We start from the raw sequence: 22,931 nt of genomic DNA, 5'->3' as shown, positions 1-22,931 counted from the left end.
GGGTCAGCCGACCCGTCCGCCGTCCAGCAGCCGGTTCGCGCCCGCGACCAGCGCGTGGACGTTCGCCTCGTCGCTGCTCGCGCCCTCGCCGGCGGCCCAGGCGTGGCGGCCGTCGTTCTCGCACAGGAGGAACGTCGTGACCACGCCGTCGACGACCCGCTGATGCAGACGGACGATCTGAACGGGGGCTCCGACGTCGTGGAGGATCGACGTCATCGCACCGACCGGGCCGGCGGCGACGGCGCTGCAGGACCTGATGCGGTCGGCGATCGCGAGCGTCGCCCGGCACTCGACCAGGTCGCCCGAACACGACGCGACCGACCATGACCCGAGCCGGATCGTGCCGCCGCGGGAGTACTCGTCGGTGAATTCCTGCCAGGTCATCCCGGTGGCCTCCTCGTGCATTCCAGGGGGAAGCGGACGGCCGTACCGCTCGGTGAACAGATCGCCACCGCGGCGGTCGTCGTGCTCATGCCACGAACAGGATCGATGAGACAGATGAAGAGGGTGCATCTCGGTAACCGATTTCGGTCGAAGAATGGGTGACCGACGAGAGAGCGCAACCGACCCGCAGCGGGGGGTCGGTCAGATTCAGACCCCGCTGCGGCGGGTTACGAGAATGCTCGTGATGCACAACATGATCGGTCCACCATAGACCCGCGGCACCGACCGGGCAAACCTGTTTCGTCGCCTGATGACGACTCGCTACAGCATCCCGGCGAGTTCCCGGGCCGCGGCGGTCGGGTCGGCGGCGGCGGTGATGGCGCGCACGACGACGATGCGCCGGGCCCCGCGCGCGGTGACCTCGCCGACGCGGCCGGCATCGATCCCGCCGATGGCAAACCACGGTTTCGCCGATTGTGTTGGCCCCGAGAGCATCTCCGCAGTGGCGGACACGAGGTCGAGGCCGGCGGCGGCGCGGCCGGGTTTGGTGGGCGTGGTCCAGCACGGGCCGACGCAGAAGTAGTCGACGTCCTCGTCGGAGATCGCGGCGGCGGCCTGCTCGGGGTCGTGGGTCGAGGCGCCGATGACGACGTTGCGGCCGACGATCCGGCGGGCCGCCGACGGCGACAGGTCGCCCTGTCCCACGTGCAGGACGTCGGCGCCGGAGAGCGCCGCGATGTCGGCGCGATCGTTGACCGCCAGCAGCGCGCCGTGCGCGTCGGTCATCGCCCGCAGTCCCGCGAGGATCTCGAGCTCCTCCCGCGCCTCCAGAGTCCCGAACTGGCGTTCGCCCGGCGAGTTCTTGTCGCGGAGCTGCACGATGTCGACGCCGCCCGCCAGCGCTGCGCGGACGAAATCGAGGAGGTCGCCGCGCTCGCGTCGGGCGTCGGTGCACAGATAGAGGCGGGCCGAGCAGAGCCGACGTCGACGGTCTGTCGCGTGGCCGGAATCCGCGGATCCTGACCTGGTGTTGTTCGGGGTCGTCACGCCGACCAGGCTAACCGGACGCCTGACGCCCCCGCGTAGGGTGGACCGCACGAACACGCGGGAGCCCGGACCGGCCGGGCTGAGAGTGCGGACCGATCCGCTGACCGTCGAACCTGATCCGGGTCATTCCGGCGAAGGAAGGTGATTCCAGCGTGAATTCCCCTCGGAACACTGCTCACCGCACCCTGACGGTGGTGGGCGGCGGCGTCATCGGGCTGACGTGCGCCCTGGCCGCGGCCGATGCCGGGTGGCAGGTTCGCGTACTCGACGCCGGAACCGACGAGCGCGCCTCGTGGGTCGCGGGTGGCATGCTCGGCTCGCTCGGCGAGGGACATCCCGGCGAAGACGCGTCGCTCGCCCTGTCGATGGAGTCGGTCCGGCTCTGGCCCGCGCTCGTGAAGCGGCTCGAGGACCCCGCGGTCGTCACCGCCACCGACTCGCTGTTCGTCGCGGCCTCGGCCACGGACATCGAATACCTGCGGCACCTCGCCGACTTCGTCTGGGCCGGCCAACCCCGCACCGACTCGGCGTTGCAGCCGGTGACCGGCCGCGACATCCGGGCAATCGAACCGTCGCTGAGTTCTCGTCTGGTCGGTGGCTATCGCGCGGTCGGGGAGTGGTCCGTGGACAACCGGCGCCTCCTCGAGGCGTTGCGTGCCGCGGTCACGACGGCCGGCGTGGAGCTCACCACCGCCCGCGTCGGGTCCCTGGCCGATCTCGACGACCCCGGCTCCGACGGGCAGATCCTGCTTGCCGCCGGGCTCGGCACCGCTGCCCTCTGGCCCGGCGCCGACCTGCATCCGGCCAAGGGCGAGATCCTCCGGCTTCGTCGCACCCGCTGGTCCGTGCCCCCGCCCGCCCACGTCGTCCGGGCACGTCTGCACGGTCGGGCCGTCTACCTGGTGCCACGCGAGGACGGTGTCGTCGTCGGCGCCACCCAGTACGAGTCCGAGGGGATGACCGACCGGGCGCCGCAGGCCGGTGGGGTCGCCGACCTGCTCGCCGACGCGATCGAGGTCCTGCCCGGACTGCGGACGTATGAACTGACCGAAGCGGCCGCGGGTCTGCGGCCGTGCACCGCCGACGGGTTGCCGCTCGTCGCCCGCGTGGACGCACGCACCGTCGTGGCGACCGGGCACGGACGCAATGGGATCGTCCTCGCCCCGGGCACCGCCGAGCGGGTGCTGTCGATCCTGGAAGGAGTCGAGGAATGAGTATCACGGTGAACGGCGAGAGCATGGATGTCGACGCCGATGCCTCGGTGCGCGACGTGGTCGCCGGGCTCGGGTTGCCGGACCGTGGGATCGCGGTCGCGGTGGACGGCGCGGTCGTCCCGCGCGGTCGCTGGGACCGGCACACCATGACCGACGGCGCCGTCGTCGAGATCGTCACGGCGGTGCAGGGTGGCTGACCAGTTGACACCGGACCCGTTGCGGATCGCGGGCCGCGACTTCTCGTCCCGGCTCATCACCGGCACCGGCGGCGCGTCGAATCTCGCGACCCTGGAACGCGCACTGGTCGCCTCGGGCACCGAACTCACCACCGTCGCGGTCCGCCGCGTCGACGCCGCCTCGGGCACCGGGGTCTTCGATCTGCTGCGCCGGCTCGACATCGCCGTGCTGCCCAACACGGCCGGCTGTCACACCACCGCCGAGGCGGTCCTGACCGCACAGCTGGCGCGCGAGGCGTTCGAGACCGACTGGGCCAAGCTCGAGGTGGTCGCCGACGAACGCACCCTGATGCCCGATGCCATCGAACTCGTCGACGCGGCCGCCGCCCTGGTCGGCGACGGGTTCGTCGTGCTGGCCTACACCAACGACGACCCGGTTCTGGCCGCGCGACTCGCCGATCTCGGGGTGGCCGCGGTGATGCCGCTCGGGTCACCCATCGGGACCGGTCTCGGAATCCTCAACCCGCACAACATCGAGATGATCGTCGACGACTGCCATACCCGCTTCGACGACCCGCTGCCGGTCATCCTCGACGCCGGCATCGGCACCGCGAGCGACGCGGCGCTGGCGATGGAACTCGGTTGCGACGGAGTGCTTCTGGCGACCGCGGTGACCCGCGCGGAGAATCCCGAACTGATGGCGACGGCGATGCGGCACGCGGTGATCGCGGGCCGGCTGGCCGGGCGGGCCGGCCGAATTCCCAAGCGCTTCTGGGCCCACGCGTCCTCGCCCGGCCGCGATCCGGGCTGACGGGCGCCTGCGACAGGCCGTACGAATGACAGACCGGGCCGCTCCGGATTCGACGGCTATGGTCGAGGCGTGTTGCGGGTAGCGAATCTCACGAAGGACTTCGGCGGTCAACGCGCGGTCGACGATCTCACCTTCGAGGTCGGGCCGGGACGGGTGACCGGCTTCCTGGGGCCCAACGGCGCGGGCAAGTCGACGACCATGCGCATGATGCTGGGTCTCGATCGTCCGACCTCGGGCACGGCGACGATCAACGGCCAGCGCTACCGGGACCTCGACCATCCGCTGCGTCAGGTCGGTGCGCTGCTCGACGCTCGGTGGGTGCATCCGAACCGCAGTGCGCGCTCACATCTGCGGTGGCTGGCGGCGAGCAACCAGATCCCGGCCGCCCGCGTCGACGAGGTGCTCGAGACGGTCGGGCTCACCTCGGTGGCCAAGAAGCGCGCCGGCGGTTTCTCGCTCGGCATGTCGCAGCGGCTCGGGCTCGCGGGTGCTCTGATCGGCGATCCGCACACGCTGTTGTTCGACGAACCGGTCAACGGCCTCGACCCGGAGGGCATCGTGTGGATCCGCGGGTTCATGCGCATGCTCGCCGCCGAGGGTCGGACGGTGCTGGTGTCGAGTCACCTGCTCACCGAGATGTCGCTCACCGCAGATCATCTCGTCGTCATCGGGCGGGGCCGGCTGATCGCCGACTGTTCGGTCGCGGAGTTCACCGGGCGGGCACGACAATCGGTCCGGGTGCGCGGCCCGCAGCTTGAGCAGCTGCACGCCGCGCTCGCGGCGGCGGGGTTGAACCCCGCCCCGGGTGACCCGGACGGCCAGGGGCGTCCGGTGATGCGCGTTCCGGACACCACGACCGATCACGTCGGCGATCTCGCTGCCGCTGCGGGCATCACCCTGCATGAGCTCTCCGCCGAGTCGGCGTCGCTGGAAGAGGTGTTCATGTCGATGACAGCCCACGCTGTCGATTACCACGGGGGAGCGAACCGGTGATCGCCGCGATCAACGCCGAGCGGATCAAACTCGCCAGCACCCGATCGCCGTACTGGTGCCTCGGGGTCGTCGTCGTGCTGGGACTGGGCCTCGCGGTGCTGCTCGGTGCCGTCGCCGGGACCTCGTACGGAAGTCCCGGGGAGGCCGACACCCTCACCGACGACTTCCTGATCGGCGTCGACCAGTTCGGGGTCGCGGTTCTCGCGATCATGGCGATCCTGGGTGTCACCACGGAGTATCGCTTCGGTACGATCCGCCCGACCTTCGCCGCGATCCCGCGCCGCCCGCGGGTTCTCATCGCGAAAGCGGTCGTGTTCGGCGGACTCTCCTTCGCGGTGGTGGCGATCCTGTGCGTCGTCGCGGTGGTGGTCGCACAGGTGCTCTCCGGCGTCGGGGTCTCGCTGACCGGCCCCGAGACCGTCCGGCATCTCTGGGGCACACCGGTTTTCGCGATGCTGTGTGCACTGATCGGTCTCGCCGTGGGTGCGCTCGTGCGGCATTCGGCCGGCGCGGTGGCGATCATGCTCGTCTGGATGCTGGCGCTGGAGCGCATCGTGTCGGTGCTCCCGCGCGTCGGTGAGCACATCGTGTCGTTCCTGCCGTTCCTCAACGGCTGGAACTTCCTCGCCGGCGGCAGTGACACCTTCCACTGGAACGCCTACGGCTCGTTGCTCTACTTCGCGGGTTTCACAGTCGTGCTGCTGGCGGCCGCCGTGGCGGTCACCAACGCCCGAGATGCGTAGTTCGCGTGGTTTTCCTCCGCTGATGTCACACGCGGAATCCGCTGAGAGCCGGCCGATGCCATCCGGTCGGACCACATTGATGCTTCGGCGCGGCCCATTGTAGGGCCCGGCAGACTAAAATTCGCGAATATGTCCACGAATTGGCCGCTTGTCGAGCGCGATCGGGAGTTCCGCACGATCCAAGCGGCGCTCAGGGGTGAGACGACCGGCTGTGGTGTGGTGCTGACCGGTGACTCCGGCGTGGGCAAGACGACCCTCGCCCGCCACGTCACCGCGGAGTTGCCGACGGGTGTGCGCTGGGTGGCGGGCACGGAGTCCGCGCGGTCCATCCCGCTCGGTGTGTTCGCCCACCTCGTCGGCCCGGCGACGTCGAGCGATCCCGTCACCTACCTTGCGGCAGCGCGTGAATCGCTGCTCGCCGACGGCGATGTCGTCATCGGTGTCGACGACGCCCACCTGCTCGACGAGCTGTCGGCGACGCTCCTGCACCAACTCGCGATCGACCGCGCGGTGCACATCGTCGCGACCGTGCGCAGCGGCGAGACCGTCCCGGACGCCGTGACGTCGTTGTGGAAGGACAATCACCTCACGCGGATCACATTGTCCCCGTTCACCAAAGACCAGAGCGTCGAGCTCGTCGAATCGGTGCTCGGCGGCCAGCTCGAGGAGCACTCCGCGAATCTCATGTGGGAGGCCTCCGGTGGGAACGCACTGTTCCTCCGGCATCTCGTGGACGGCGCCCGCCAGGCGGACACGCTGCGCCAGGTCAACGGCGTGTGGCAACTCCGCGGCCGCGCCGCCATCACCTCGGAGCTGGCGTCGTTGCTGGAGGGACGGATCGAGCAACTCGACGGCCCGGTCCTGGGCGCGCTGAAGTACCTCAGTCTGTGCGAGCCGCTCGACATCGACGTCCTCTCCGAGCTCGCCGGCGAAGAAGCCGTCGAGGAGGCCGAGATCGCCGGGTTGGTGCGTATCACCCGCGACGGACGCCGCCTCGACGTCGCGTTCCACCATCCGCTGTTCGGCGAGGTGATCCGACGCCGCCTCGGTCAGGTCTCGTCGCGACGGCTGCGCGGCCGGCTCGTCGAGGCCCTGCAGTCGCGGCCCACGAACACCCCGGCCGAGCGGATTCGTCTCGCCGACCTGGCGATCGAGAGCGACGTCGAGATCGATCTGACGCTGGTGCGGACAGCTGCCCGCGACGCGCTGAACCTCGCACAGACGCCGCTAGGCGAACGATTCGCGCGGGCGGCGCTCGACGAGGGCGGGGGACTCGAGGAGGCCGAGCTGCTCGCGCGGGCGGTCATGTGGCAAGGGCATCCCGACGAGGCGCGGGACATCCTGGCGCGATTCTCGCCGGACGACCTCGACGAGGGCCGGCTCGTGCTGTGGGGCAACTCGATCATCGGCAACACCTTCTGGGCCCTCGGCGACGCCGACCGGGCCGACGAGATCCTGCAGCTGCTGACCGAGCGCGTGACCCACCCCGCGCTCAAGCCCATCGTCACCGGCATCGCCTCGGCCTGTGCTCTTTTCGAGAACCGGATCGACGAGGCGATCACGTTGTCCGACACCGTGCTGGCCGAGTCCAAAGTGCTGCCGTGGGCGGTGGAATGGGCGGTGTTCGGCGGCAGCCTCGCCCGTGCGGTGGCCGGCCGCGGCGCGGAGGTCCGGGCGTTGGCCGAACACTCGCGGGAGGTCGAGGTCGACGGGCTGCTCCGGTTCCCCACCGGCTTCGGGGAGACGCTCGCATTGACCCTCACCGGCCGGCTCGACGACGCGGATGTCGCCTCCGGGCGCTTCGTGTCGGCTGCGCAGACCGCCCAGTACCTGGGCTGGGCGATGTCCGGAATCCTGGTCGCCGCAGTCGAACTCGCACGCGGCTCGTGCGGGTCGGTGACCCGGCGGATGGAACAGACGCTCGCGATCCTCGACAGCGGCCGGTTCTCCGACTCCTGGAACTTCCCGGCGCACATCTTCCTGGTGCAGGCGCTCAGCGCGCTGGGGCAGGCCGACCGCGCCGCCGCCGCGCTGGCCAAGGCGCGGGAGAAGTCCGGCAAGCATGTGGCGGTGTTCGGGCCGATGCTCGCCATCGCGGCGGCGTGGCAGGCGGCGGCGGCCGGAACCGTCACGCCCGCCGTCGAACTCGCCCATTCCGCGGCGGCGGCCGCCCGTGCCGCCGGTCAGTTCGCGGTGGAGGCCGAGGCGCTGCACACCGCTGCGCGCTTCGGTGACGAGGGCGTCGCCGATCGGCTCGCCGAACTGGCGGAACGGATCGACGGTCCGCTGTCGGATCTGTACGCGCGGCACGCCGCAGCCCTCCGCGACGGTGACGCGGTCGAACTCGATCTGTGTTCGGCAGCCTTCGAGGACTCCGGGGTGCGTCTGTCCGCCGCCGACTCCGCGGCGCAGGCCAGTGTCCTGCACGACGCGGCGGACAAGCGGTCGGCGACCGTGGCGTCGGCCGCGGTGGCCAACCGCCTGGCGTCCGAATGCGGTGGCCTGCGGACCCCGGCGCTGATCTCGGCCGCGCAGCCGTTGCCGTTGACCTCGCGCGAGCGCGAGATCGCCAACCTCGCGGCGGCCGGCCTGTCCAACAAGGACATCGCGCAACGCCTCACCGTGTCGGTGCGTACCGTCGAAGGGCATCTGTTCCGCGCCTACACCAAGCTCGATGTCGGTGACCGCGCCGAGTTGGCCGCACTTCTGCTCAAAGACGCACGGCCGCAGGCCCACTGAGAACCGCCCGGAGGAAGCGGACAGTCGACGATATGTCGGCGGTGTCGCCCGGAAGGGTCGTTTTCGGGGGCGGTTCTCGGCTCAACCGCCCGACCGATCGAGGGCGGCGATCACCTCGTCGTCGTCGACCTGGGTGAAATCCTCGTACGACAGTCCGACGGCGCGGAACGGTTCCGGCATCACGAGGACGACGACCTCGTCGACGCCCCGATCCTGGAGTCGGCGAACCGAATCCGACGGGGCTGTCGGTGCGGCCACCACCACGTGCGCGGCGCCGGCGGCCCGGACGGAGTCGACCGCCACGGCCATGCTCGAGCCGGTGGCGAGACCGTCGTCGACGAGAATGACCGTCCGGTGCGAGAGTTCGGCTTCCGGACGGTCACCGCGATAGCGTCGCTCGCGGTCGCGGAGGACACGCCGCTCCCGGTCGGCCGACTCCTCGAAGCCGGTGCGGGACACCCCGAGCCGACGGGGCACGTCGTCGTTGACGACCAGGTGGTGGGCGGTGAGTGCACCCATCGCGAACTCCTCGTGGCCCGGCGCCCCGATCTTGCGGACCACCAGGACGTCCAGCCCGCACCTGCCCGTCGCCCGGGAGATCGCGTCGGCGACCTCCCGCGCGACGGGGACCCCGCCGCGGGCGAGACCGAGGACAACCGGTGCCGACACCGGTGTGGCCGCGGTGTTCAGGACCGCGACGACCCGCGCACCCAGCAGGCGACCCGCCTCGCGGCGGTCGGCGAAAGTGCGCGGGCGCATCGTCAGACCTCAGACCCGCACTGCGGGACCGACCTTCAGAGCGAAACTCGGCAGGTCGGCGAGACCGATGGTCGCCTCGTATGTGCGGTCGTAGCCGGTGCTGCTGATGCGCCAGCCGTCCGCGGTGCGGCGGTAGGTGTCGTCGTAGAAGGCGGCGCCGATGAGCATGAACGAGAACTCGGCGACGATGACGCGGTCCTGGAGGTACCATCGTCCGCGTGCGGTGTCGCCGTCGATCTCGATCTCCGGATGCGCGACGCGATGTTCGGTGATCACTGCGGGACCGACGTTCTCCCGCATGTATCCGACCAGCTCGTCCCGGTTGGAAAAAGCCAGTCCCTCACCGTAGTTGCCGGTGACGTCGTCGGTGAGAGTCGACGAGAACGTCGCCCAGTCCTTGGTGTCGAGGGATCTCAGATAGCGGTACTTGAGGTTCTCGATCGCCCGTAGGTCCTCGAACCGTCCGTCGGGTGCGCTCACTTCGATCTCGTTCCCGGCAGGATCCCCGCATCGATGACAGCTTTCACGACGGGCCTCGTGCGCTCCAGCAGATCGTCGGTGCCAACCCAGATGGACTCTCCCACAGCGTCGGTGGTGGCCTCGATGTCGTCGTAGGTCGCCGCTCCGGAGGGGGTGAGCCGGTGCCCGTCCTCGACACGCTCGACCAGTCCGGCGTCGACGAGGCGGTCCACGCTGTCCTCCCACTCCTCTTCCGACCACCCCCGGGTCAGCAGCAGAATGCGCTTGCCCAGGGTGCGGCGGCGAATGGTGGGATCGGGGAGTTGCGACTCGTGGAAGACGGCCGCGTCGAATCCGTTCAGGCCGTGGAGTGCGAGAGCGGCGATGTGGTTGTCGCCGCGCCACTCTCGCAGAATCGCGACGGCGTGCCACAGGCGGAGCCGCGCGGTGTCCGGCTTCGGGGCGGTCGACCAGGCGGCGGCGAGCGGGCGGCCGCCGAGCGGTAGGCCGGCCGCGAGTTCGTAGTAGGCAGAGGCGAGTTCGTCGAGGCTCGCGTCGTCGACGGAGTCGCCGAGGATGTCGCGGAGCGAATCGTCGAGCATCTGGTTGCGCCGCTCATGGACGCGGTCGAGCCCGGCGTCAACGGCTGCGGCCCAGCTCTTCGCGATGAGTTCGAAGTTGAAGTTGTAGAAGGCAGAGGCGATGACCGACGACGTGCACGGGCCGAACGGGGCACCGCGCGCACCGACGTAGAAGGAGTATCCGCTCAGCCCGGTGTCCTGCTGCGCGCTCTTCAGGCCCGGATTGAAGTAGGCGATGATGTGGAAGGGTTCGAGGGTCTCGTAGGCGAGCCGGGCCGCGGAGCCCGTGCTGGTCGATGTCATCAACCCACCCTCGTCACCCGAGACGCGGGTGTCAACCACCTGGTGAGCAGGGGAAGCGGTCAGTTGCGGCGGGAGTCGCGAGCGTCGAGAACGGAGTTGTCGACCTGCCATGAGTCGGCATCGGGCGCCGGGCCGACGTCTCGCCGGGAGTCGTCGGCCTCGCCACCGAACCCGTCGGTCTCCGCGGAGGAGTCCGCCCGCGGCTCCTCGGACTCGGGCTCCTCGCGGCCACGGCGCCACCCGCCCTTCATCGGCGGGGCCTCGCCCAGGTGATCCGGGTCCACCGAGCCGTACCAGGCCACCAGCACGGCGCCGATCACCGCGCCGACGAAGCCGAGGATCGCCAGCCAGCCGAGTCCGGGTTTGGCCGTGTCCTCGAGGAACACGACCCCCACGAGGCTCGGGCCGGCCGTCTCGCCGACGACGAGCACGGCCGTCACCCCGTTCACCGCGCCGAGCTGCAGGGCAACGGTCTGGACGTAGAAGCCCACCGCGCCCGCGGCGGCGATGGTCCAGGCCGCCGGATCGGTCAGGAGGGCGACGGGATCGAACGGCTGGACTCCGTCGAGGATGCGGACGGCGATGGCGATGATGCCGAACAGCAGACCGGCCGCCGCCCCGCCGACGATGGCACCCGCCGGGCCGAGGTTGTACACGCCCACCAGCGCCAGGGCGCACAGGGCGAGGGTCGCGACGAACAGGCCCCAGTGGAATCCGACCTCCTCGCCGCCGCCGGTGTGATGGGACGACGCCACGCCGAGCAGGCAGAGCGACATCACGACCAGCCAGATGGCGACCCATTCGCGGGTGTGCAGCGCGATGTTGAGGATGATCGTGCCGAGCAGCGCGGTGATGACGAGGTTCGCCGAGACGATGGTCTGGGAGAGGAACAGCGGCAGGAATCGGGCGGCGAGGGCGCCGCCGGCGAATCCGAGGACGACCAGCGTCGTGCCGAGGATGAAGGCCGGGTCGACCAGCGTCGACATGGTCGACGAGAGCGTCGGTGCGCCGTTCTCGTTGGTGATGCCCTCGCCATCGTCGGCGGCGGCCTCGGCCACGCGGCGCGCACCGAGTGCACGCAGGACCGTCGACATCCCGTAGGCGACTGCGGCGAGGCACGCGGCGATCACGCCGATGACGAACAGCTGCATGCCTCCTCCAACTCGGTCCGGATGAGCCCCACAGGCTCGGACCGCCGACCACCCCGACTGCGTACACGCGCGATCGGCCGCCGGCGCTCTGCTGCAATCGTGCTGGTCGCAGAACTGCAGACATCGACGTGCCTGCCGATCGTGGAGAAACTAACAGGACGAACCGACAGGACGGTATCGAATATTCCCGCCCCCGGCCGAATCACAGCGGGAATCCTCGGCCCCGGCCGGCCGAACGCCTTGCGCCGGCGGCACTACACTCGCTCGGGTGAACAGCGCCGGACGAGCCCATGTCCTGATCACATTCGGCAGGTCCTTCCTGACCCTGGAACTCGCGCGGCTCATGGCCGCGGCCGGTCATCGCGTCAGCATCGTCGATTCGATCCCGGTCGGGATCGGTCGATTCTCCAACGCGGTGAGCGACTTTCATCGGGTGCCGCCGCCGAAGTTCGAACCCCTCGCGTACTGCCACGCGCTCGCGCGGATCGTGGCCGAGAACGATGTCGACATGGTCATCCCGGTGCACGAGGAGACCGACATCATCGCGATGCTCGCCGACGTGTTCCCACCCGGATGTCGGCTGTTCCTCTCCGATTTCGCCACCGAGAACCGGCTGCACAACAAATACGATTTCCAGGAACTGCTCGTCGAACTCGGTATTCCGACGCGCAAGTTCGCGCGGGTCACCGGACCCGAGGACGTCGGATCGCTCGATTTCACGCAGCCGTTCGCACTCAAGCGTTGTTACTCGCGTGGTTCGCAGAAGGTCCACAAGGTGACGCCCGGTGATCCGCTCACCTGGCTCGAACACGACGAGCAGAACCCGTGGATCGCCCAGGAATGGGCCTCGGGAAGCAACTACTGCACCTATTCGGTCTGCCACGAGGGGCGCGTCTACGCACACGCAACCTATCCCGTCGACTACGCCATCGACGGCAGCTCGTGCCTCAACTTCCGGTCCGTGGACCATCCGCGGATCGCCGAATGGGTCAGCGATTTCGTCCGCCGGGTGAACTTCACCGGGCAGATCGGTTTCGACTTCATCGAGGACCGGACCGGTTCCGGCGAGGCCGCCGATCTGTTCTGCATCGAATGCAATCCGCGTGCCACGAGCGGGATCATGATGTTCACGCCCGACGACGGGGTCGACCGCGCGTTCCTCGGGACCTGGGACCCCGACGACGGGCCGATCACGCCCGGCTCGGGCGTCGACAAGATGATCGGACTGGGCATGCTGCTCTACGGGTGGCGCTCCTCGTCCCGCAAGGATCGGACCCTGCGTGACTTCGTCCGCGATTTCCGGGGCGCATCCGACGTCGTCAAGAGCCCTGGCGACCCGAAGCCCGCGCTGATGCTGCCCTTCGCCTATGCCGGAATCCTGCGCAGCTGCTTCAAATACCGGGTCGGGCTCGCCGAGGGGTTCATGCACGATCACGAGTGGGACGGGCTTCGCATCAGCCTGTGACGTGCAGCGCCCGGGGCGTAGACTCTCCAGTCACCATCACCTGCGTGTTTGCCCCATCCGCAGGGTTGTCCGGGGGGACTCGAGCTCGAGGAGAGCTGCTCATGAACATGTCCAGAATCATGCGTCGTACGTCTGTCGGGGTGGCCGCGGTCGGTGCCGCCTGCGCGATCGGTCTGGCCACCGCGCCGGCTGCCTCGGCCGCTCCGGCGGTACAACCGGTGCAGCCCGTCCAGGCCGTCGGTTCGGTGTCGATCTGCTTCGGCATCCCCATCGGGCCGGTCACCATCAGCGTCTGTCTCTGATCTGATCCGTATGTGATCGCGTTGCGGTATGTCCCGGTTTCCGGGACAGACCGCAACCTGATCTGACCGCGCGACCATCTTGTGCCCTGACCGGCGCGATCCCCGGCCGAATGGCGCTCGCGCACGTACGATTCCCCGATGACGTCGACAACGGCCGAGGTCGAGGCGGGGACGGCCCCGAAGCGGGCGAAGGCGATCCTGGTCGCGCTGATCCTGGTCGCCGGGGTGGCCAACATCAATCTCGCGGTGGCGAACGTGGCACTGCCCGACATCGGCAAGGCACTCGACGCGAGTTCGACACAGCTGAACCTGGTCGCGGTCGGCTACTCGCTGGGTCTGGCGGCGTCGGTGCTCTACTTCGGCGCGCTGGGAGATCGCCACGGCCGCAAGCGAATGCTCATCATCGGCATGTGCCTGTCGATCCCGGCGTCGCTCGTCGCCGGGTTCGCGCCCAACGTCGAGGTCCTGTTCGGCGCTCGTCTGGTGGGTGGAATCGCTGCCGGCCTGGCCTTTCCGACGACCCTGGCGGTGATCACCGCCCTGTGGTCGGGACCCAAGCGCGTCCGGGCGATCGCCGCGTGGTCGGCGTTCGGCGGTGCGATCTCGGCGCTGGGCCCGGTGCTGTCCGGAGCCCTTCTCGAGGTCTTGTCGTGGCACTCGGTGTTCCTGGTGACCCTGCCGCTCGCCGTCGTCGCGCTGGTCACCGCGTGGCGGCTGGTGCCCGCCGACACCGGTGACGAGGCGGCGGTCGTCGACAACCTGGGCGGCGTCGTGTCCATCGTGATGGTGGGCTCGCTCGTCCTCGCGATCAACTTCGCGCCGAATTCCGATCAGCGACTCCAGGTCTACATCCTGGCGGCGATCGCGGTGCTGACCGGAGCGGGCTTCGTCTGGCGGCAGCTACGCGTTCGGGTTCCGCTGTTCGACCTCCGCATCGCCTCCCGACGCACCTTCTGGGTCGCGGCGGTGGGCGGGCTCATCGTGTTCGGCACGCTCATGGGAGCGATGTTCATCGGTCAGCAGTACATGCAGAACGTGCTGGGGTACTCCACACTCGCGGCCGGCGCCACGATCCTCCCGGCCGCGGCGGCCATGATCGTCGTGGCACCGCGGTCGGCGAAGCTGGTGCAGAACATGGGTTCGCGGTTCACCTTGCTGTCCGGTTACGCCTTCATCGTCGTCGGCCTGGTGCTCGCGATGCTCACCTGGGACGAGGACGCTCAGTTCTGGCATGTCGGCCTCGTGTACGTCCTCGTCGGGGTGGGTGTCGGCCTCGCGGGGACACCGGCGTCGCAGTCGCTGACCGGCTCGGTACCCGTTCAGCGTGCCGGAATGGCGTCGAGCATGTCCGATCTGCAGCGCGACCTGGGCGGCGCGATCTTGCAGTCCACCCTCGGTGCGATCTTGACCGCGGGTTACGCGAATCAGCTGCGGGAGACCATCTCCGATTCTCCGCAGGCCGATGAGGTCACCGAACAGACCGAAGCCGCGCTGACGAAGTCGTTCTCGAGCGCGGAGGTCTTGGCCGAACGCTATCCGCAGTACGCCGATCAGATCATCGCTGCGGCCCGCGACGCGTTCGTACAGGGCGACAAGTACGCCTACGGCGCGGCGGCCGGCATCGTCGTGCTGGGTGCGGCGGTGGTGTTCTTCTTCTATCCCAAACACGACGCGGAGCGAACGGCGATGGCGGAGTACGTGAAGCAACGCAGCCTGTGATCCCCGGGAACGCTCAGCCCTCGAAGCGGCTGGCGGCGGTGACGTCCTCGGTCAGGCAGTAACCGACCGAGAGAGGCTGTGTGAAGGACCATTTCGTCTCGTCCTCGGTACAGGTGAGGGAGTCGCCGCCCCGGCTGACGGTCTTGGCGAGGATGGTGCTCTCTGCCGGGGAGGCGTCGCATTCGACCTCACGGTAGTCGGCGAGCTTGCCGCCGCCGACCGGGATCTGGTAGCACGTGTCGACGGCGAAGTTGGGTGTGAGGCAGAGCTTCTGGTCGCCTTCGCCGAACGTGAGCGCCGAGGTGTTGGGTGTTCCGCACTCCGCCGAGGTGCCGACCTTGTCGGCGGCGTAGAAGGTGAGGCCCTCGGTCCCTTCGCAGTCGGCCTTGGTCGCCTCGACCTTGCCCTCGCCGGCCTCGGCACCGATCTGCAGGCACTCGCCCACGTCGATGTCGGAGGCCTCTTCGACGGATTGCGTGCCGACGCTGACACTGCAGGCCGCCAGCGCCGAGAAGCCCACACAGGCCGCGATCACGGCGGCCCGCCGGCCGAGCTGCCAGAAGGGCTTGTCCACGGACGGAACGCCGATGCCGGGCCCGGCAATCCGATCGTCGGTGGCCTGCGAATGGCTGTGGGTGCTGCGCGACATCGTGGTTCCTATCGTCTGGAGTGGGCGGATGCCCCGTCTCGGCGTTCATCGTGGTGATCAGGTGATGAACAACAGGATGTCTGCGCGCGCTTGGCGCGAACTTGGGGTCGACTTGTCCGGCCCTTGAGGGACCTGTCCAAGTCGCCCCCAGAAGTCGCGCCTGCGAGAGGAGAGCCGATGTCCGTCGCGTCCGGCGGTGTTGTCCGCGTGGTGTTGCCACATCAGTTGTTCGAATCGCACCTCGACGCCGAGCCCGGCACCCGCTTCGTCCTCGTCGAGCACGATCTGATGTTCCGGCAGTACCGGTTCCACGTGCAAAAACTCATCCTGCACCGGGCGAGTATCCGCAGGTTCGCGGAGCGATTGCGCGCCCGGGACTTCGAGGTCGACGTCCTGGAGACCGACGCGGACGAGTCCAGTCACGACCAACTCGTCGGATACCTCTCCCGTCGGAAGCCGGCGTCCGTCCACCTGTACGACGTCGTCGACGACTGGCTGATCGGGGACCTGCTGGCGGCCTTCGAGCACGCCGGGTGCCCACTCGCGGTCGACGACATCGCCGAGAGCCCGAACTTCCTCACCACCCGACGCCAGATCCGCGAGTTCTTCACCGGGAAGCGGCCGCGGATGCAACAGTTCTACACCTGGCAGCTCCGGCGACTCGGTGTCCTCGTCGACGCCGACGGCAAGCCGGAGGGCGGCCGGTGGAGCTTCGACACCGAGAACCGGAAGAAGCTGCCGAAGGGCCGCGAGGTTCCGCAACCGACACCGCCGGAGCGCCATCCCGAGGTCGACGCCGCGATCGCCTGGGTGTCGGACGAGTTTCCCGACAACCCGGGTGACGCCGACGGCTTCGGCTGGGCGACGTCTCACGACGAGGCGCGCGCGATGCTCGAGCAGTTCCTCGCCGACCGGTTCGCGGAGTTCGGGCCGTACGAGGATGCGATCAGCACCGAGCACCCGTTCGTCTTCCATTCGCTGCTGACGCCCGGCCTGAACATCGGGCTGGTGAGTCCGCGGACGGTGTTGACCAGGGCCCTGGAGGTCGGGGATCGCAACCGCGTTCCGCTGGCCGGTGTCGAGGGCTTCGTGCGGCAGCTGATCGGGTGGCGGGAGTACATGCGGGCGTCCTATGAGATCCGCGGCCGTGGTCTCCGGAGCCGGAACCACCTGGGCCACGACCGGAAGCTGGCGGACGGATGGTGGACCGCGGAGACCGGCCTCGAACCGGTCGATCTCGTCATCCGGCGGGTCCTCGCACACGGGTATGCCCATCATATCGAGAGATTGATGGTCCTGGGCAACGCGATGTGTCTGCTCCGCATCGACCCCGAGGAGATCTACGAGTGGTTCATGGAGATGTTCGTCGATGCCTACGACTGGGTGATGGTCCCGAACGTGTACGCCATGAGTCAGTTCGCGGCGGGAGAGGCGATCACCACCAAGCCCTACGTCTCGGGTAGCAACTATCTGCGAAAGATGTCCGACATCCCGCCCGGGGAGTGGGCCGAGGAGTGGGACGGTCTCTACTGGACGTTCGTCCGCGACCACCGGGACGTCTTCGAGGCCAACGCCCGCTCGAACTTCCTCGCGCGGGCCTACGACCGGCTGCCGGCGGGTACGAAGGCGGCGCACAGCCGACGGGCCGGCCGCTGGCTGGGTTGACGACCGCGCGGCTCAGCGCTGTTCGAGCGAGGCGTCGAGTGCCTCGAGTTGTTCGGGCCGCACGTCGCGGAGCACGGCGAGGGTCGCGGTGATCGCGAGGTCGCAGGCCTCGTCGACGCCCGCGCCGTCGACGATGAGGGCGCGGTGCGCGACGTCCAGGCTCATGCCGAGCAGGAGTGAGGCGAGGGTGTCCGCGCTGGCGGCGATGCCCGCGCCGCGTTCGGCGTAGTTGTCCCGCAGGCGTGCGGCGATCCGCGGTTCGAGCGCGGCGTAGAGCCGACGGTCGCCACCGCCCTCACGATGGCCGATGAGGACGCGCAAACCGGCCGGGTGGCGTCGGGCGTAGTCGAACAGCGCCTGCACCGAGTAGCGGGCGCGGGCACCGTAGGGCATGTCCTCACTCGCGTCGTACACCTCGAACATGAACGAGGTGAACGTGTCCAGCTCGCGTGTCATCACGCGATTGACCAGCTCGTCCCGGGACCCGAAGTGCGCGTACAGCGTCACCCGGGTGGTGCCGCCGCGTTCGGCGATGGCGGTCATCGTGGTGCGCTCGGCACCGACCTCGGCGATGACCGCGCACGCGGCGTCGAGCAACTCGTCGTCGGTGGGCCGGTTGCGCGTGTTGCGTGTCGGTCGTGCGGTACCGGCGTCGGTTGGTACCGGATGGTTCTCTGCTCCGGTGGCCACGTCGCTCCCGGTCCCCGTTCGTCTCGTCCGTGCGCCTGCTGACCGTCGCGGCCTACGAGGCGAGATCCCCGACGGTGCGGCCGAAGTAGGCCGCCTCGACCATGTCTCGGCGACTGCGGAGTTCGCTCGCGGGTGCCGAGAGTGCGACACGACCATGATGGAGCACGATCGCGGCGTCGGCGATGCCGAGGGCCAGATCGATGTGCTGTTCGACGAGGACGACCGCCATCTGGTGTTCGTCGGCGATCGACCGCAAGCGGGGCAGCAGGTCCTGCACCGCGACCGGGGAGAGGCCGAGGCTCAGCTCGTCGATGAGCAGGACCTTCGGGTTCGCGAGCAGCGCCTTCGCGAGCGCCAGCATCTGCTGTTCGCCGCCGGACAGGTTGCCGCAGCGCCGCCCCCGCATCGTCTTGAGCTTGGGGAAGTACTGATAGACGGTGTCGAGGTCGGGTCCGTTGCGACGCTTCGCGAGGCGGAGGTTGTCCGACACCGACAGGCGGTGGAACACGCCTCGCGTGTCGGGCACCAGGGTGACACCCCGACGCGCGTTTCGTTCGACCCGGCGGTCGATCGGGACCCCCAGGGCGGTCACCGTGCCCGACATCACGCCGAGGGCGCCGACCGCGGCGAGCAGGCTCGTCGTCTTTCCCGCCCCGTTCGGGCCGAGCAGGGCCAGGATCTCGCCGGGGCGTACGGACGCGCTGAGGCCACGCACCGCCGGCACCCCGCCGTAACCGACGGTGATCTGGTCGATCTCCAGCACCGGTGCCGTCGGGTCCGTCGTGCTCATCTCGTCTCCTTCGGGGCGTGCCCGGTCGTTCGGTGTCGATGCCGCCGTCGGACGGGCCGGCCGCCGGAACAGGTGCCTCGACGACGGCGTCCGGATCCACCTCGGGACTGCCGAGGTAGGCCGAGATCACCGCGGGGTCGTCCTGGATGGCGGCGGGTGGTCCGCTGGCGATCACGCGACCGAAGTCGAGCACGTACAGGCGGTCGCACACGTCGAGCACCAGGGACATGTCGTGGTCGATCAGCAGGATGCCGATGCCGGTCGCCGCGATCCGGCGTAGTTCGGTACCGAACTCACGGCTCTCATGGGTGTCGAGTCCAGCGGCCGGCTCGTCGAGCAGGACGAGTTGCGTCCCACCGACCAGCGCGCGGGCCACACCCACGAGCTTCTGCTGTCCGAGGGCCAACTCGCCGGGGAGCTGATCGGCGGCACCGGCGAGGCCGACGAGTTCGAGCGCCGACGAGATGACGTCGGCGGGCGGCCGGGAACCGTTGACGACGTCGGCGAACATGGCCCGCAGACCGACGGGTTGCACTGCCACCGCGAGGTTCTGGGCGACGGTCAGGTCGGTGAACAGTTCGCCTGCCTGCCACGTACGGGCCATGCCCGCCCGGCGGCGGCGATGTGAGCTCGCCTTGTCGAGTCGCTCCCCGCGCAGCGACACCGTGCCGGTGGCTTTCGTGAACCCGGTGACGGCGTCGACGAACGTGGTCTTGCCTGCACCGTTGGGGCCGATCAGCCCGACGATCTCGCCTGCCGAGACCGTGATGTCGATGTCGGTGTTGGCGCTGACGCCGCCGTACCGGACCGACAGTCCGCCGGTCTCGAGGAGCGTCGTCGGCGCGGTGTGCGGTTCGGCTGTCGACTCAGACATGTGCACCCTCCTGTTCGTTCTGGGCCGCGCCCGGTGCTTCCGGATGGGGTAATGGCCGGTGCCTCTGGGCGCGTATCCGGTCGCCGAACTCCGACACCGCGCCCGCGACCCCGACCGGGTTCAGCACCGCCATCAGCAGCAGGCTGCCGGCGGCGAAGAGTTCGTAGTACTCACCGAGATCGAGGGTTTGATTGAGGAACACATAACCCACGCCCAGCGGTCCGATGATGCCGGCGAGGACCGCGCCGGCGAACGACGTGATACCGCCGACGTAGGTCATCGCGAGCAGCGTCAGCCCGATCATGACCGTGAACGAGCCGGCGGACAGCTGACCGCGGCTGTACCCGATGAGGCAGCCGCCGATGCCGGCGAGGAAGGCCGACAGCGCGAAACCGAGCAATTTCGTTGCGGCCACGTTGATCCCGACCGACGACGCCGCGCGCTCGTTGGACCGCACGGCCAGGAAGGCCCGGCCGGTCGAGCCGCCCATGAAGCGCAGCACCACCAGGGTCGCGATGGCGACGACGATCAGGACCATCAGCGAGAAGCGGATCGTGACCAGGTTGGTGCCGTCACGCACGCCGAGGTCGAGGCCGAAGATCGTCGGGTCCTCGATGAGGTTGCCCTCGAAGGACGTGATCGCCGGATTGTTGAAGATGAAGCTCTGGATCGCCAGCGCCGCGGCCAGCGTCACGACGGCGAGCTGTGCACCCCGGATCCGGAGTGCGGGTACGCCGACCAGGACACCGAGACCGGTCGCGATCAGGGCCGCGAAGATCATGCTGAACGGGAAGGGTACGTCCCAGTTGGTCGTCAGCTTCGACAGAGCGAAGCCGGCCGCACCGGCAAAGGCCATGCTGGCCAGTGAGATCTGGCCGAGGTAACCGGTGAGGAGCACGAGGGACAGGGCGATGAGGCTGAGGATCACCGAGGTCACGACGCCGAATCGCCAGCTGCCCGAGGTGAGCAGGATGGCCGCGACGACGACGGCGATGCAGACGGTCGCCGGGATCACCCGGATGCGCGGGATCCGGACCGCGGGCATCCGCACCTCGCCGAGCGAACCGCGGGACGGGATGCGACCGCCCAGCAGGAAGAGGGCGATGACGACGATGATGAACGGGACGGCGTCGCCGAGGCCGGCCTGCGCCCATTCGGGCCACCAGTCCTTGGTCGTGAGCCACGTGATGACCGACTGGAATGCGCCGAGGACAAGCCCTGCGGCGCAGGCTATCCCGAAGGAGGTGAGCCGGCCGACGAGCGCGACGGCCAGCGCCGGGATGACGAAGAAGGTGTAACTGGTCTCGGTGAGTCCGATGGTGTACGACGCGAGCACGACGATGAGTCCGGTTGCCGCTCCGGTCAGCGCCCAGACGATCCCGGCGAGGCGGTCGGGGGAGTAGCCGGACAGTCGCGCGGCCAGTTCGTCTTCGGAGCCGGCGCGGGTCGCGACACCCAGGGTGGTGAGGCGGAAGTAGGCCCAGAGCACCAGCGAGACGGCGATGGCGACACCGGCCAGGATCAGGTCCGAGACGTTGACGATCGCACCGGCGACGTCGACCGTGCTCTCCGGCAGGATCGCCTCGGCGAACAGGTTCTCGGTCTCGAAGCGCAAGTGCACCAGTGCCTGGATGAACAGCATGAGACCCACCGAGGCGACCACCTGCGCGAGCACCGGGGCCGAGCGCAGCGGACGGAAGACGAGCACATGCGCGAGCAGGGCCCAGACCACCGCGCTGAGCACACCCAGGACGACCGCCAGTTCCATCGACGTGGGATCGGATTCACTGCCGAGACTCAGGGTGCCGATCGGCAGGACGAGACTGCCGTCGGTGCGTAGTGCGGCAACCAGATAGACCGAGTACAGGCCGATGGCGCCCTGCGCGAAGTTGATGATCCCGGTGGCGGCGTAGATGCCCACGAGCGACGACGCGAGCACCGAGTAGATGGCACCGGCGGATAGTCCGAGGAAGACGAACTGGAGGAACTGGCCCATGTGGTGTACTCATTCGTTCGGCGCGTAGGGATCTCACGCGCGTGGGGGTAGAAAAGAAGGGTCGGGGTCGCGACGCAGAGTCGGATGTGGCGGGGTGGGTGTCCACCCCGCCACATCAAGACCTGTCTCAGTAGGCGCCCGGGATGCGCTGCAGCGCAGCCGGGAGCGGGGTGATGAAGCCGCCGGTGGCGGGTTCGGTCTTTTTGTCGGCGACGACGTCGAAGAGCAGCATCTCGGTGGTGCAGTTCGGCGTGGTCGGCTTACCGCAGTTGAGCTTCGGGCCGATGAAGGACTGGTAGTCCGTGACGGCCTTCAGCGCACCGAGCACGTTGGGTCCGGTGTAGTCGGTCACCTTGGCGTTGTTGAGCGTGATCGCGAAGTCCGCGAGGGTCGCGAACGTGCCGTAGGCGTAGAAGCCCCCGGTGCCGCCCTGCTCGTCGATGAACGTCTGCGCGATCTCGAGGTTCGCCTTGGCCGGTTCCGGAGCGGAGTCCTTGGCCGGGGGTTGCCAGATCGGCGAGTACGTTTGTGCGCCAACTGCTTGCGGTCCCAGGGTGTCGATGAAGTCGGTGCAGGCCGCCATGAACATGGTGCCCTCGTACTTCACCGACCGCAGCGACTGGGCGAGCTTGGTGCACACGTTGTCGTTCTGTGAGGTCATCAGTCCGGCGGCAGCGGGGTTGCCCTCGGCCAGCGTCGTGGCGAGCGAGGTGAAGTTCGGGCCGGTCGGCGGGTAGTAGACCGACTTGACGTCGATGCCGAGCTGCGCACCGAGCGGCTTCATCAGCCCGTCGAACACCTGATGTGCCTGCGGCAGATCGGCATTCGCCAGGGTCAGCGACGTCTTGTTCGCCGCCTTGAGCTGCTGCATGAAGCCGACGAGGAACGCGGCGGGCGGCGGGCCGAAGTAGACACGGTTCTCGGCCGAGGCGCCGGTGGAGGTGTTGAACGGGATCTGACCGACCAGCGGGATGCCCGCCGAGGTGAGAATGGGTACGGCGGAGGCGGATTCGGCGTTGTAACCGTCGATCGCGGCGACGACGCCGGCCTCGACGAACTGATTCGCGCAGGACACCGTCGATTCGGGTGCGGTCTGGTCGATTCCGCAATCCACGATCTCGACGGGACGGCCACCGATGCCGCCGATCTGGTTGTTGATGTAGTCCAGGGCGGCGTCCTTGCCGGTGGTGACGCCGCCTTGGGTCGCGGGACCCTTGGTGGGGTTGAACAACCCCACCTTGATCGCCTCGCCCGAGGCCTTGGTGCCACTGGCATCCGCGGCTGAGCCGTCCGACGATCCGCCGTCTTCGCTGCTACACGACACGACCGAGAAGATGCAGGCCGCGGCGACGGCGACCGCCGCCAACCGTCCGGCTCTCCTGCGTGAATTCGACCAACGCATGTTTCGACTGCCTTTCCCG

Annotated in this window: 21 protein-coding genes, 1 pseudogene and 1 riboswitch; of the genes and pseudogenes, 10 read left to right on the top strand and 12 right to left on the bottom strand. The window is 68.9% G+C overall.

Translation table 11 applies throughout. The features are described 5' to 3' along the window. Window positions 1-3: 3 nt before the first annotated feature. Together AMD30_RS15275 and thiE are read right to left on the bottom strand one after the other, a co-directional pair. Window positions 4-384 (bottom strand): hypothetical protein, encoded by a 381-nt coding sequence (locus AMD30_RS15275; protein WP_010843761.1) that lies wholly within the window; start codon window positions 382-384, stop codon window positions 4-6. A gap of 321 nt (window positions 385-705) precedes the next feature. After that, window positions 706-1,431, bottom strand: a complete 726-nt coding sequence (gene thiE, locus AMD30_RS15270) for a thiamine phosphate synthase (protein WP_055476193.1) — start codon at window positions 1,429-1,431, stop codon at window positions 706-708. 47 nt (window positions 1,432-1,478) lie between these two features. Beyond that, a riboswitch (TPP riboswitch) is annotated at window positions 1,479-1,589 on the top strand. Here thiE and thiO point away from each other — a divergent pair. The 6 genes from thiO (at window position 1,584) to AMD30_RS15240 (ending at window position 8,107) form a co-directional block, all read left to right on the top strand. After that, complete coding sequence (gene thiO, locus AMD30_RS15265) at window positions 1,584-2,645, top strand: glycine oxidase ThiO (RefSeq protein ID WP_055476192.1); 1,062 nt, start codon at window positions 1,584-1,586, stop codon at window positions 2,643-2,645. Its footprint overlaps the riboswitch before it by 6 nt. Beyond that, the gene (gene thiS / locus AMD30_RS15260) at window positions 2,642-2,842 is read left to right on the top strand and encodes a sulfur carrier protein ThiS (RefSeq protein ID WP_010843758.1); all 201 of its coding nucleotides are present in this window, start codon (window positions 2,642-2,644) and stop codon (window positions 2,840-2,842) included. Before thiO ends, thiS begins: the two co-directional genes overlap by 4 nt. Beyond that, window positions 2,835-3,632 carry a thiazole synthase gene (locus AMD30_RS15255; protein ID WP_055476191.1) on the top strand — a complete coding sequence of 266 codons (798 nt, stop codon included), beginning with the start codon at window positions 2,835-2,837 and terminating at the stop codon, window positions 3,630-3,632. Before thiS ends, AMD30_RS15255 begins: the two co-directional genes overlap by 8 nt. A 69-nt stretch (window positions 3,633-3,701) precedes the next feature. Continuing rightward, window positions 3,702-4,625 (top strand): ABC transporter ATP-binding protein, encoded by a 924-nt coding sequence (locus AMD30_RS15250; protein WP_055476190.1) that lies wholly within the window; start codon window positions 3,702-3,704, stop codon window positions 4,623-4,625. Further along, complete coding sequence (locus tag AMD30_RS15245; RefSeq protein WP_055476189.1) at window positions 4,622-5,368, top strand: ABC transporter permease; 747 nt, start codon at window positions 4,622-4,624, stop codon at window positions 5,366-5,368. The genes AMD30_RS15250 and AMD30_RS15245 overlap by 4 nt, the downstream gene beginning before the upstream one ends. Window positions 5,369-5,497: 129 nt before the next feature. Continuing rightward, on the top strand, window positions 5,498-8,107 hold the full coding sequence (locus AMD30_RS15240; RefSeq protein WP_148281225.1) for a LuxR C-terminal-related transcriptional regulator: 2,610 nt from the start codon (window positions 5,498-5,500) through the stop codon (window positions 8,105-8,107). Between the two features lie 81 nt (window positions 8,108-8,188). On the opposite strand, the gene AMD30_RS15235 is transcribed toward AMD30_RS15240, so the two are convergent. Genes AMD30_RS15235 through AMD30_RS15220 form a run of 4 tightly spaced genes read right to left on the bottom strand, consistent with a single transcriptional unit; the run spans window position 8,189 to window position 11,360 of the window. Next, on the bottom strand, window positions 8,189-8,866 hold the full coding sequence (locus AMD30_RS15235; protein WP_055476188.1) for a phosphoribosyltransferase: 678 nt from the start codon (window positions 8,864-8,866) through the stop codon (window positions 8,189-8,191). A gap of 9 nt (window positions 8,867-8,875) precedes the next feature. Then, window positions 8,876-9,346, bottom strand: coding sequence for a nuclear transport factor 2 family protein (locus AMD30_RS15230; protein WP_014928277.1), 471 nt, complete (start codon window positions 9,344-9,346; stop codon window positions 8,876-8,878). Beyond that, on the bottom strand, window positions 9,343-10,209 hold the full coding sequence (locus AMD30_RS15225; RefSeq protein ID WP_055476202.1) for an SCO6745 family protein: 867 nt from the start codon (window positions 10,207-10,209) through the stop codon (window positions 9,343-9,345). Before AMD30_RS15225 ends, AMD30_RS15230 begins: the two co-directional genes overlap by 4 nt. 59 nt (window positions 10,210-10,268) lie before the next feature. Next, window positions 10,269-11,360, bottom strand: coding sequence for a hypothetical protein (locus AMD30_RS15220; RefSeq protein WP_055476187.1), 1,092 nt, complete (start codon window positions 11,358-11,360; stop codon window positions 10,269-10,271). A 268-nt stretch (window positions 11,361-11,628) separates the two neighbouring features. Between AMD30_RS15220 and AMD30_RS15215 the strand changes: the two genes are divergently transcribed. From AMD30_RS15215 to AMD30_RS15205, 3 genes are all read left to right on the top strand, one after another. Beyond that, a complete protein-coding gene (locus tag AMD30_RS15215) occupies window positions 11,629-12,825 on the top strand; it encodes a carboxylate--amine ligase (RefSeq protein WP_010843749.1) in 1,197 nt (398 codons plus the stop codon). Window positions 12,826-12,926: 101 nt separating this feature from the next. Continuing rightward, window positions 12,927-13,127: a hypothetical protein gene (locus tag AMD30_RS15210; RefSeq protein ID WP_010843748.1), complete on the top strand. Its 201-nt coding sequence runs from the start codon at window positions 12,927-12,929 to the stop codon at window positions 13,125-13,127. Window positions 13,128-13,265: 138 nt separating this feature from the next. Then, on the top strand, window positions 13,266-14,846 hold the full coding sequence (locus tag AMD30_RS15205) for an MFS transporter (protein WP_055476186.1): 1,581 nt from the start codon (window positions 13,266-13,268) through the stop codon (window positions 14,844-14,846). A 13-nt stretch (window positions 14,847-14,859) separates the two neighbouring features. On the opposite strand, the gene AMD30_RS15200 is transcribed toward AMD30_RS15205, so the two are convergent. Next, the gene (locus AMD30_RS15200; protein ID WP_055476185.1) at window positions 14,860-15,495 is read right to left on the bottom strand and encodes a hypothetical protein; all 636 of its coding nucleotides are present in this window, start codon (window positions 15,493-15,495) and stop codon (window positions 14,860-14,862) included. Window positions 15,496-15,672: 177 nt separating this feature from the next. Between AMD30_RS15200 and AMD30_RS15195 the strand changes: the two genes are divergently transcribed. Continuing rightward, entirely contained in the window at window positions 15,673-17,160 is a 1,488-nt protein-coding gene (locus AMD30_RS15195) for a cryptochrome/photolyase family protein (protein ID WP_055476184.1), read from the top strand. Window positions 17,161-17,172: 12 nt separating this feature from the next. On the opposite strand, the gene AMD30_RS15190 is transcribed toward AMD30_RS15195, so the two are convergent. The 5 genes and pseudogenes from AMD30_RS15190 to AMD30_RS15165 form a co-directional block, all read right to left on the bottom strand. Next, a complete protein-coding gene (locus AMD30_RS15190) occupies window positions 17,173-17,850 on the bottom strand; it encodes a TetR/AcrR family transcriptional regulator (protein WP_010843744.1) in 678 nt (225 codons plus the stop codon). A 52-nt stretch (window positions 17,851-17,902) separates the two neighbouring features. Then, window positions 17,903-18,640, bottom strand: a complete 738-nt coding sequence (locus tag AMD30_RS15185; RefSeq protein WP_055476183.1) for an ABC transporter ATP-binding protein — start codon at window positions 18,638-18,640, stop codon at window positions 17,903-17,905. Further along, window positions 18,637-19,514, bottom strand: a pseudogene (locus AMD30_RS24605) (ABC transporter ATP-binding protein). Before AMD30_RS24605 ends, AMD30_RS15185 begins: the two are co-directional and overlap by 4 nt. Next, window positions 19,507-21,510 (bottom strand): ABC transporter permease, encoded by a 2,004-nt coding sequence (locus tag AMD30_RS15170; RefSeq protein ID WP_055476180.1) that lies wholly within the window; start codon window positions 21,508-21,510, stop codon window positions 19,507-19,509. The pseudogene AMD30_RS24605 and the gene AMD30_RS15170 overlap by 8 nt, the downstream one beginning before the upstream one ends. A gap of 127 nt (window positions 21,511-21,637) precedes the next feature. Then, window positions 21,638-22,912 carry an ABC transporter substrate-binding protein gene (locus AMD30_RS15165; RefSeq protein ID WP_197282789.1) on the bottom strand — a complete coding sequence of 425 codons (1,275 nt, stop codon included), beginning with the start codon at window positions 22,910-22,912 and terminating at the stop codon, window positions 21,638-21,640. Window positions 22,913-22,931 lie beyond the last annotated feature (19 nt).

The sequence above is a fragment of the Gordonia sp. HS-NH1 genome, from assembly GCF_001418765.1.
In the GTDB taxonomy this organism is placed as follows: Bacteria; Actinomycetota; Actinomycetes; order Mycobacteriales; family Mycobacteriaceae; genus Gordonia.
Note: the sequence above shows the minus strand (reverse complement) of the source record. Positions and strands in the feature narration are given on the sequence as shown.

What these genes read in the sequence shown, in the direction of transcription:
- AMD30_RS15275 (WP_010843761.1), bottom strand. Translation starts at nt 384, where the DNA reads ATGACCTGGCAGGAATTCACCGACGAGTACTCCCGCGGCGGCACGATC.
- thiS (WP_010843758.1), top strand. Translation starts at nt 2,642, where the DNA reads ATGAGTATCACGGTGAACGGCGAGAGCATGGATGTCGACGCCGATGCC.
- AMD30_RS15240 (WP_148281225.1), top strand. Translation starts at nt 5,498, where the DNA reads ATGTCCACGAATTGGCCGCTTGTCGAGCGCGATCGGGAGTTCCGCACG.
- AMD30_RS15235 (WP_055476188.1), bottom strand. Translation starts at nt 8,866, where the DNA reads ATGCGCCCGCGCACTTTCGCCGACCGCCGCGAGGCGGGTCGCCTGCTG.
- AMD30_RS15225 (WP_055476202.1), bottom strand. Translation starts at nt 10,209, where the DNA reads ATGACATCGACCAGCACGGGCTCCGCGGCCCGGCTCGCCTACGAGACC.
- AMD30_RS15220 (WP_055476187.1), bottom strand. Translation starts at nt 11,360, where the DNA reads ATGCAGCTGTTCGTCATCGGCGTGATCGCCGCGTGCCTCGCCGCAGTC.
- AMD30_RS15210 (WP_010843748.1), top strand. Translation starts at nt 12,927, where the DNA reads ATGAACATGTCCAGAATCATGCGTCGTACGTCTGTCGGGGTGGCCGCG.
- AMD30_RS15205 (WP_055476186.1), top strand. Translation starts at nt 13,266, where the DNA reads ATGACGTCGACAACGGCCGAGGTCGAGGCGGGGACGGCCCCGAAGCGG.
- AMD30_RS15200 (WP_055476185.1), bottom strand. Translation starts at nt 15,495, where the DNA reads ATGTCGCGCAGCACCCACAGCCATTCGCAGGCCACCGACGATCGGATT.
- AMD30_RS15195 (WP_055476184.1), top strand. Translation starts at nt 15,673, where the DNA reads ATGTCCGTCGCGTCCGGCGGTGTTGTCCGCGTGGTGTTGCCACATCAG.
- AMD30_RS15185 (WP_055476183.1), bottom strand. Translation starts at nt 18,640, where the DNA reads ATGAGCACGACGGACCCGACGGCACCGGTGCTGGAGATCGACCAGATC.
- AMD30_RS15170 (WP_055476180.1), bottom strand. Translation starts at nt 21,510, where the DNA reads ATGGGCCAGTTCCTCCAGTTCGTCTTCCTCGGACTATCCGCCGGTGCC.
- AMD30_RS15165 (WP_197282789.1), bottom strand. Translation starts at nt 22,912, where the DNA reads ATGCGTTGGTCGAATTCACGCAGGAGAGCCGGACGGTTGGCGGCGGTC.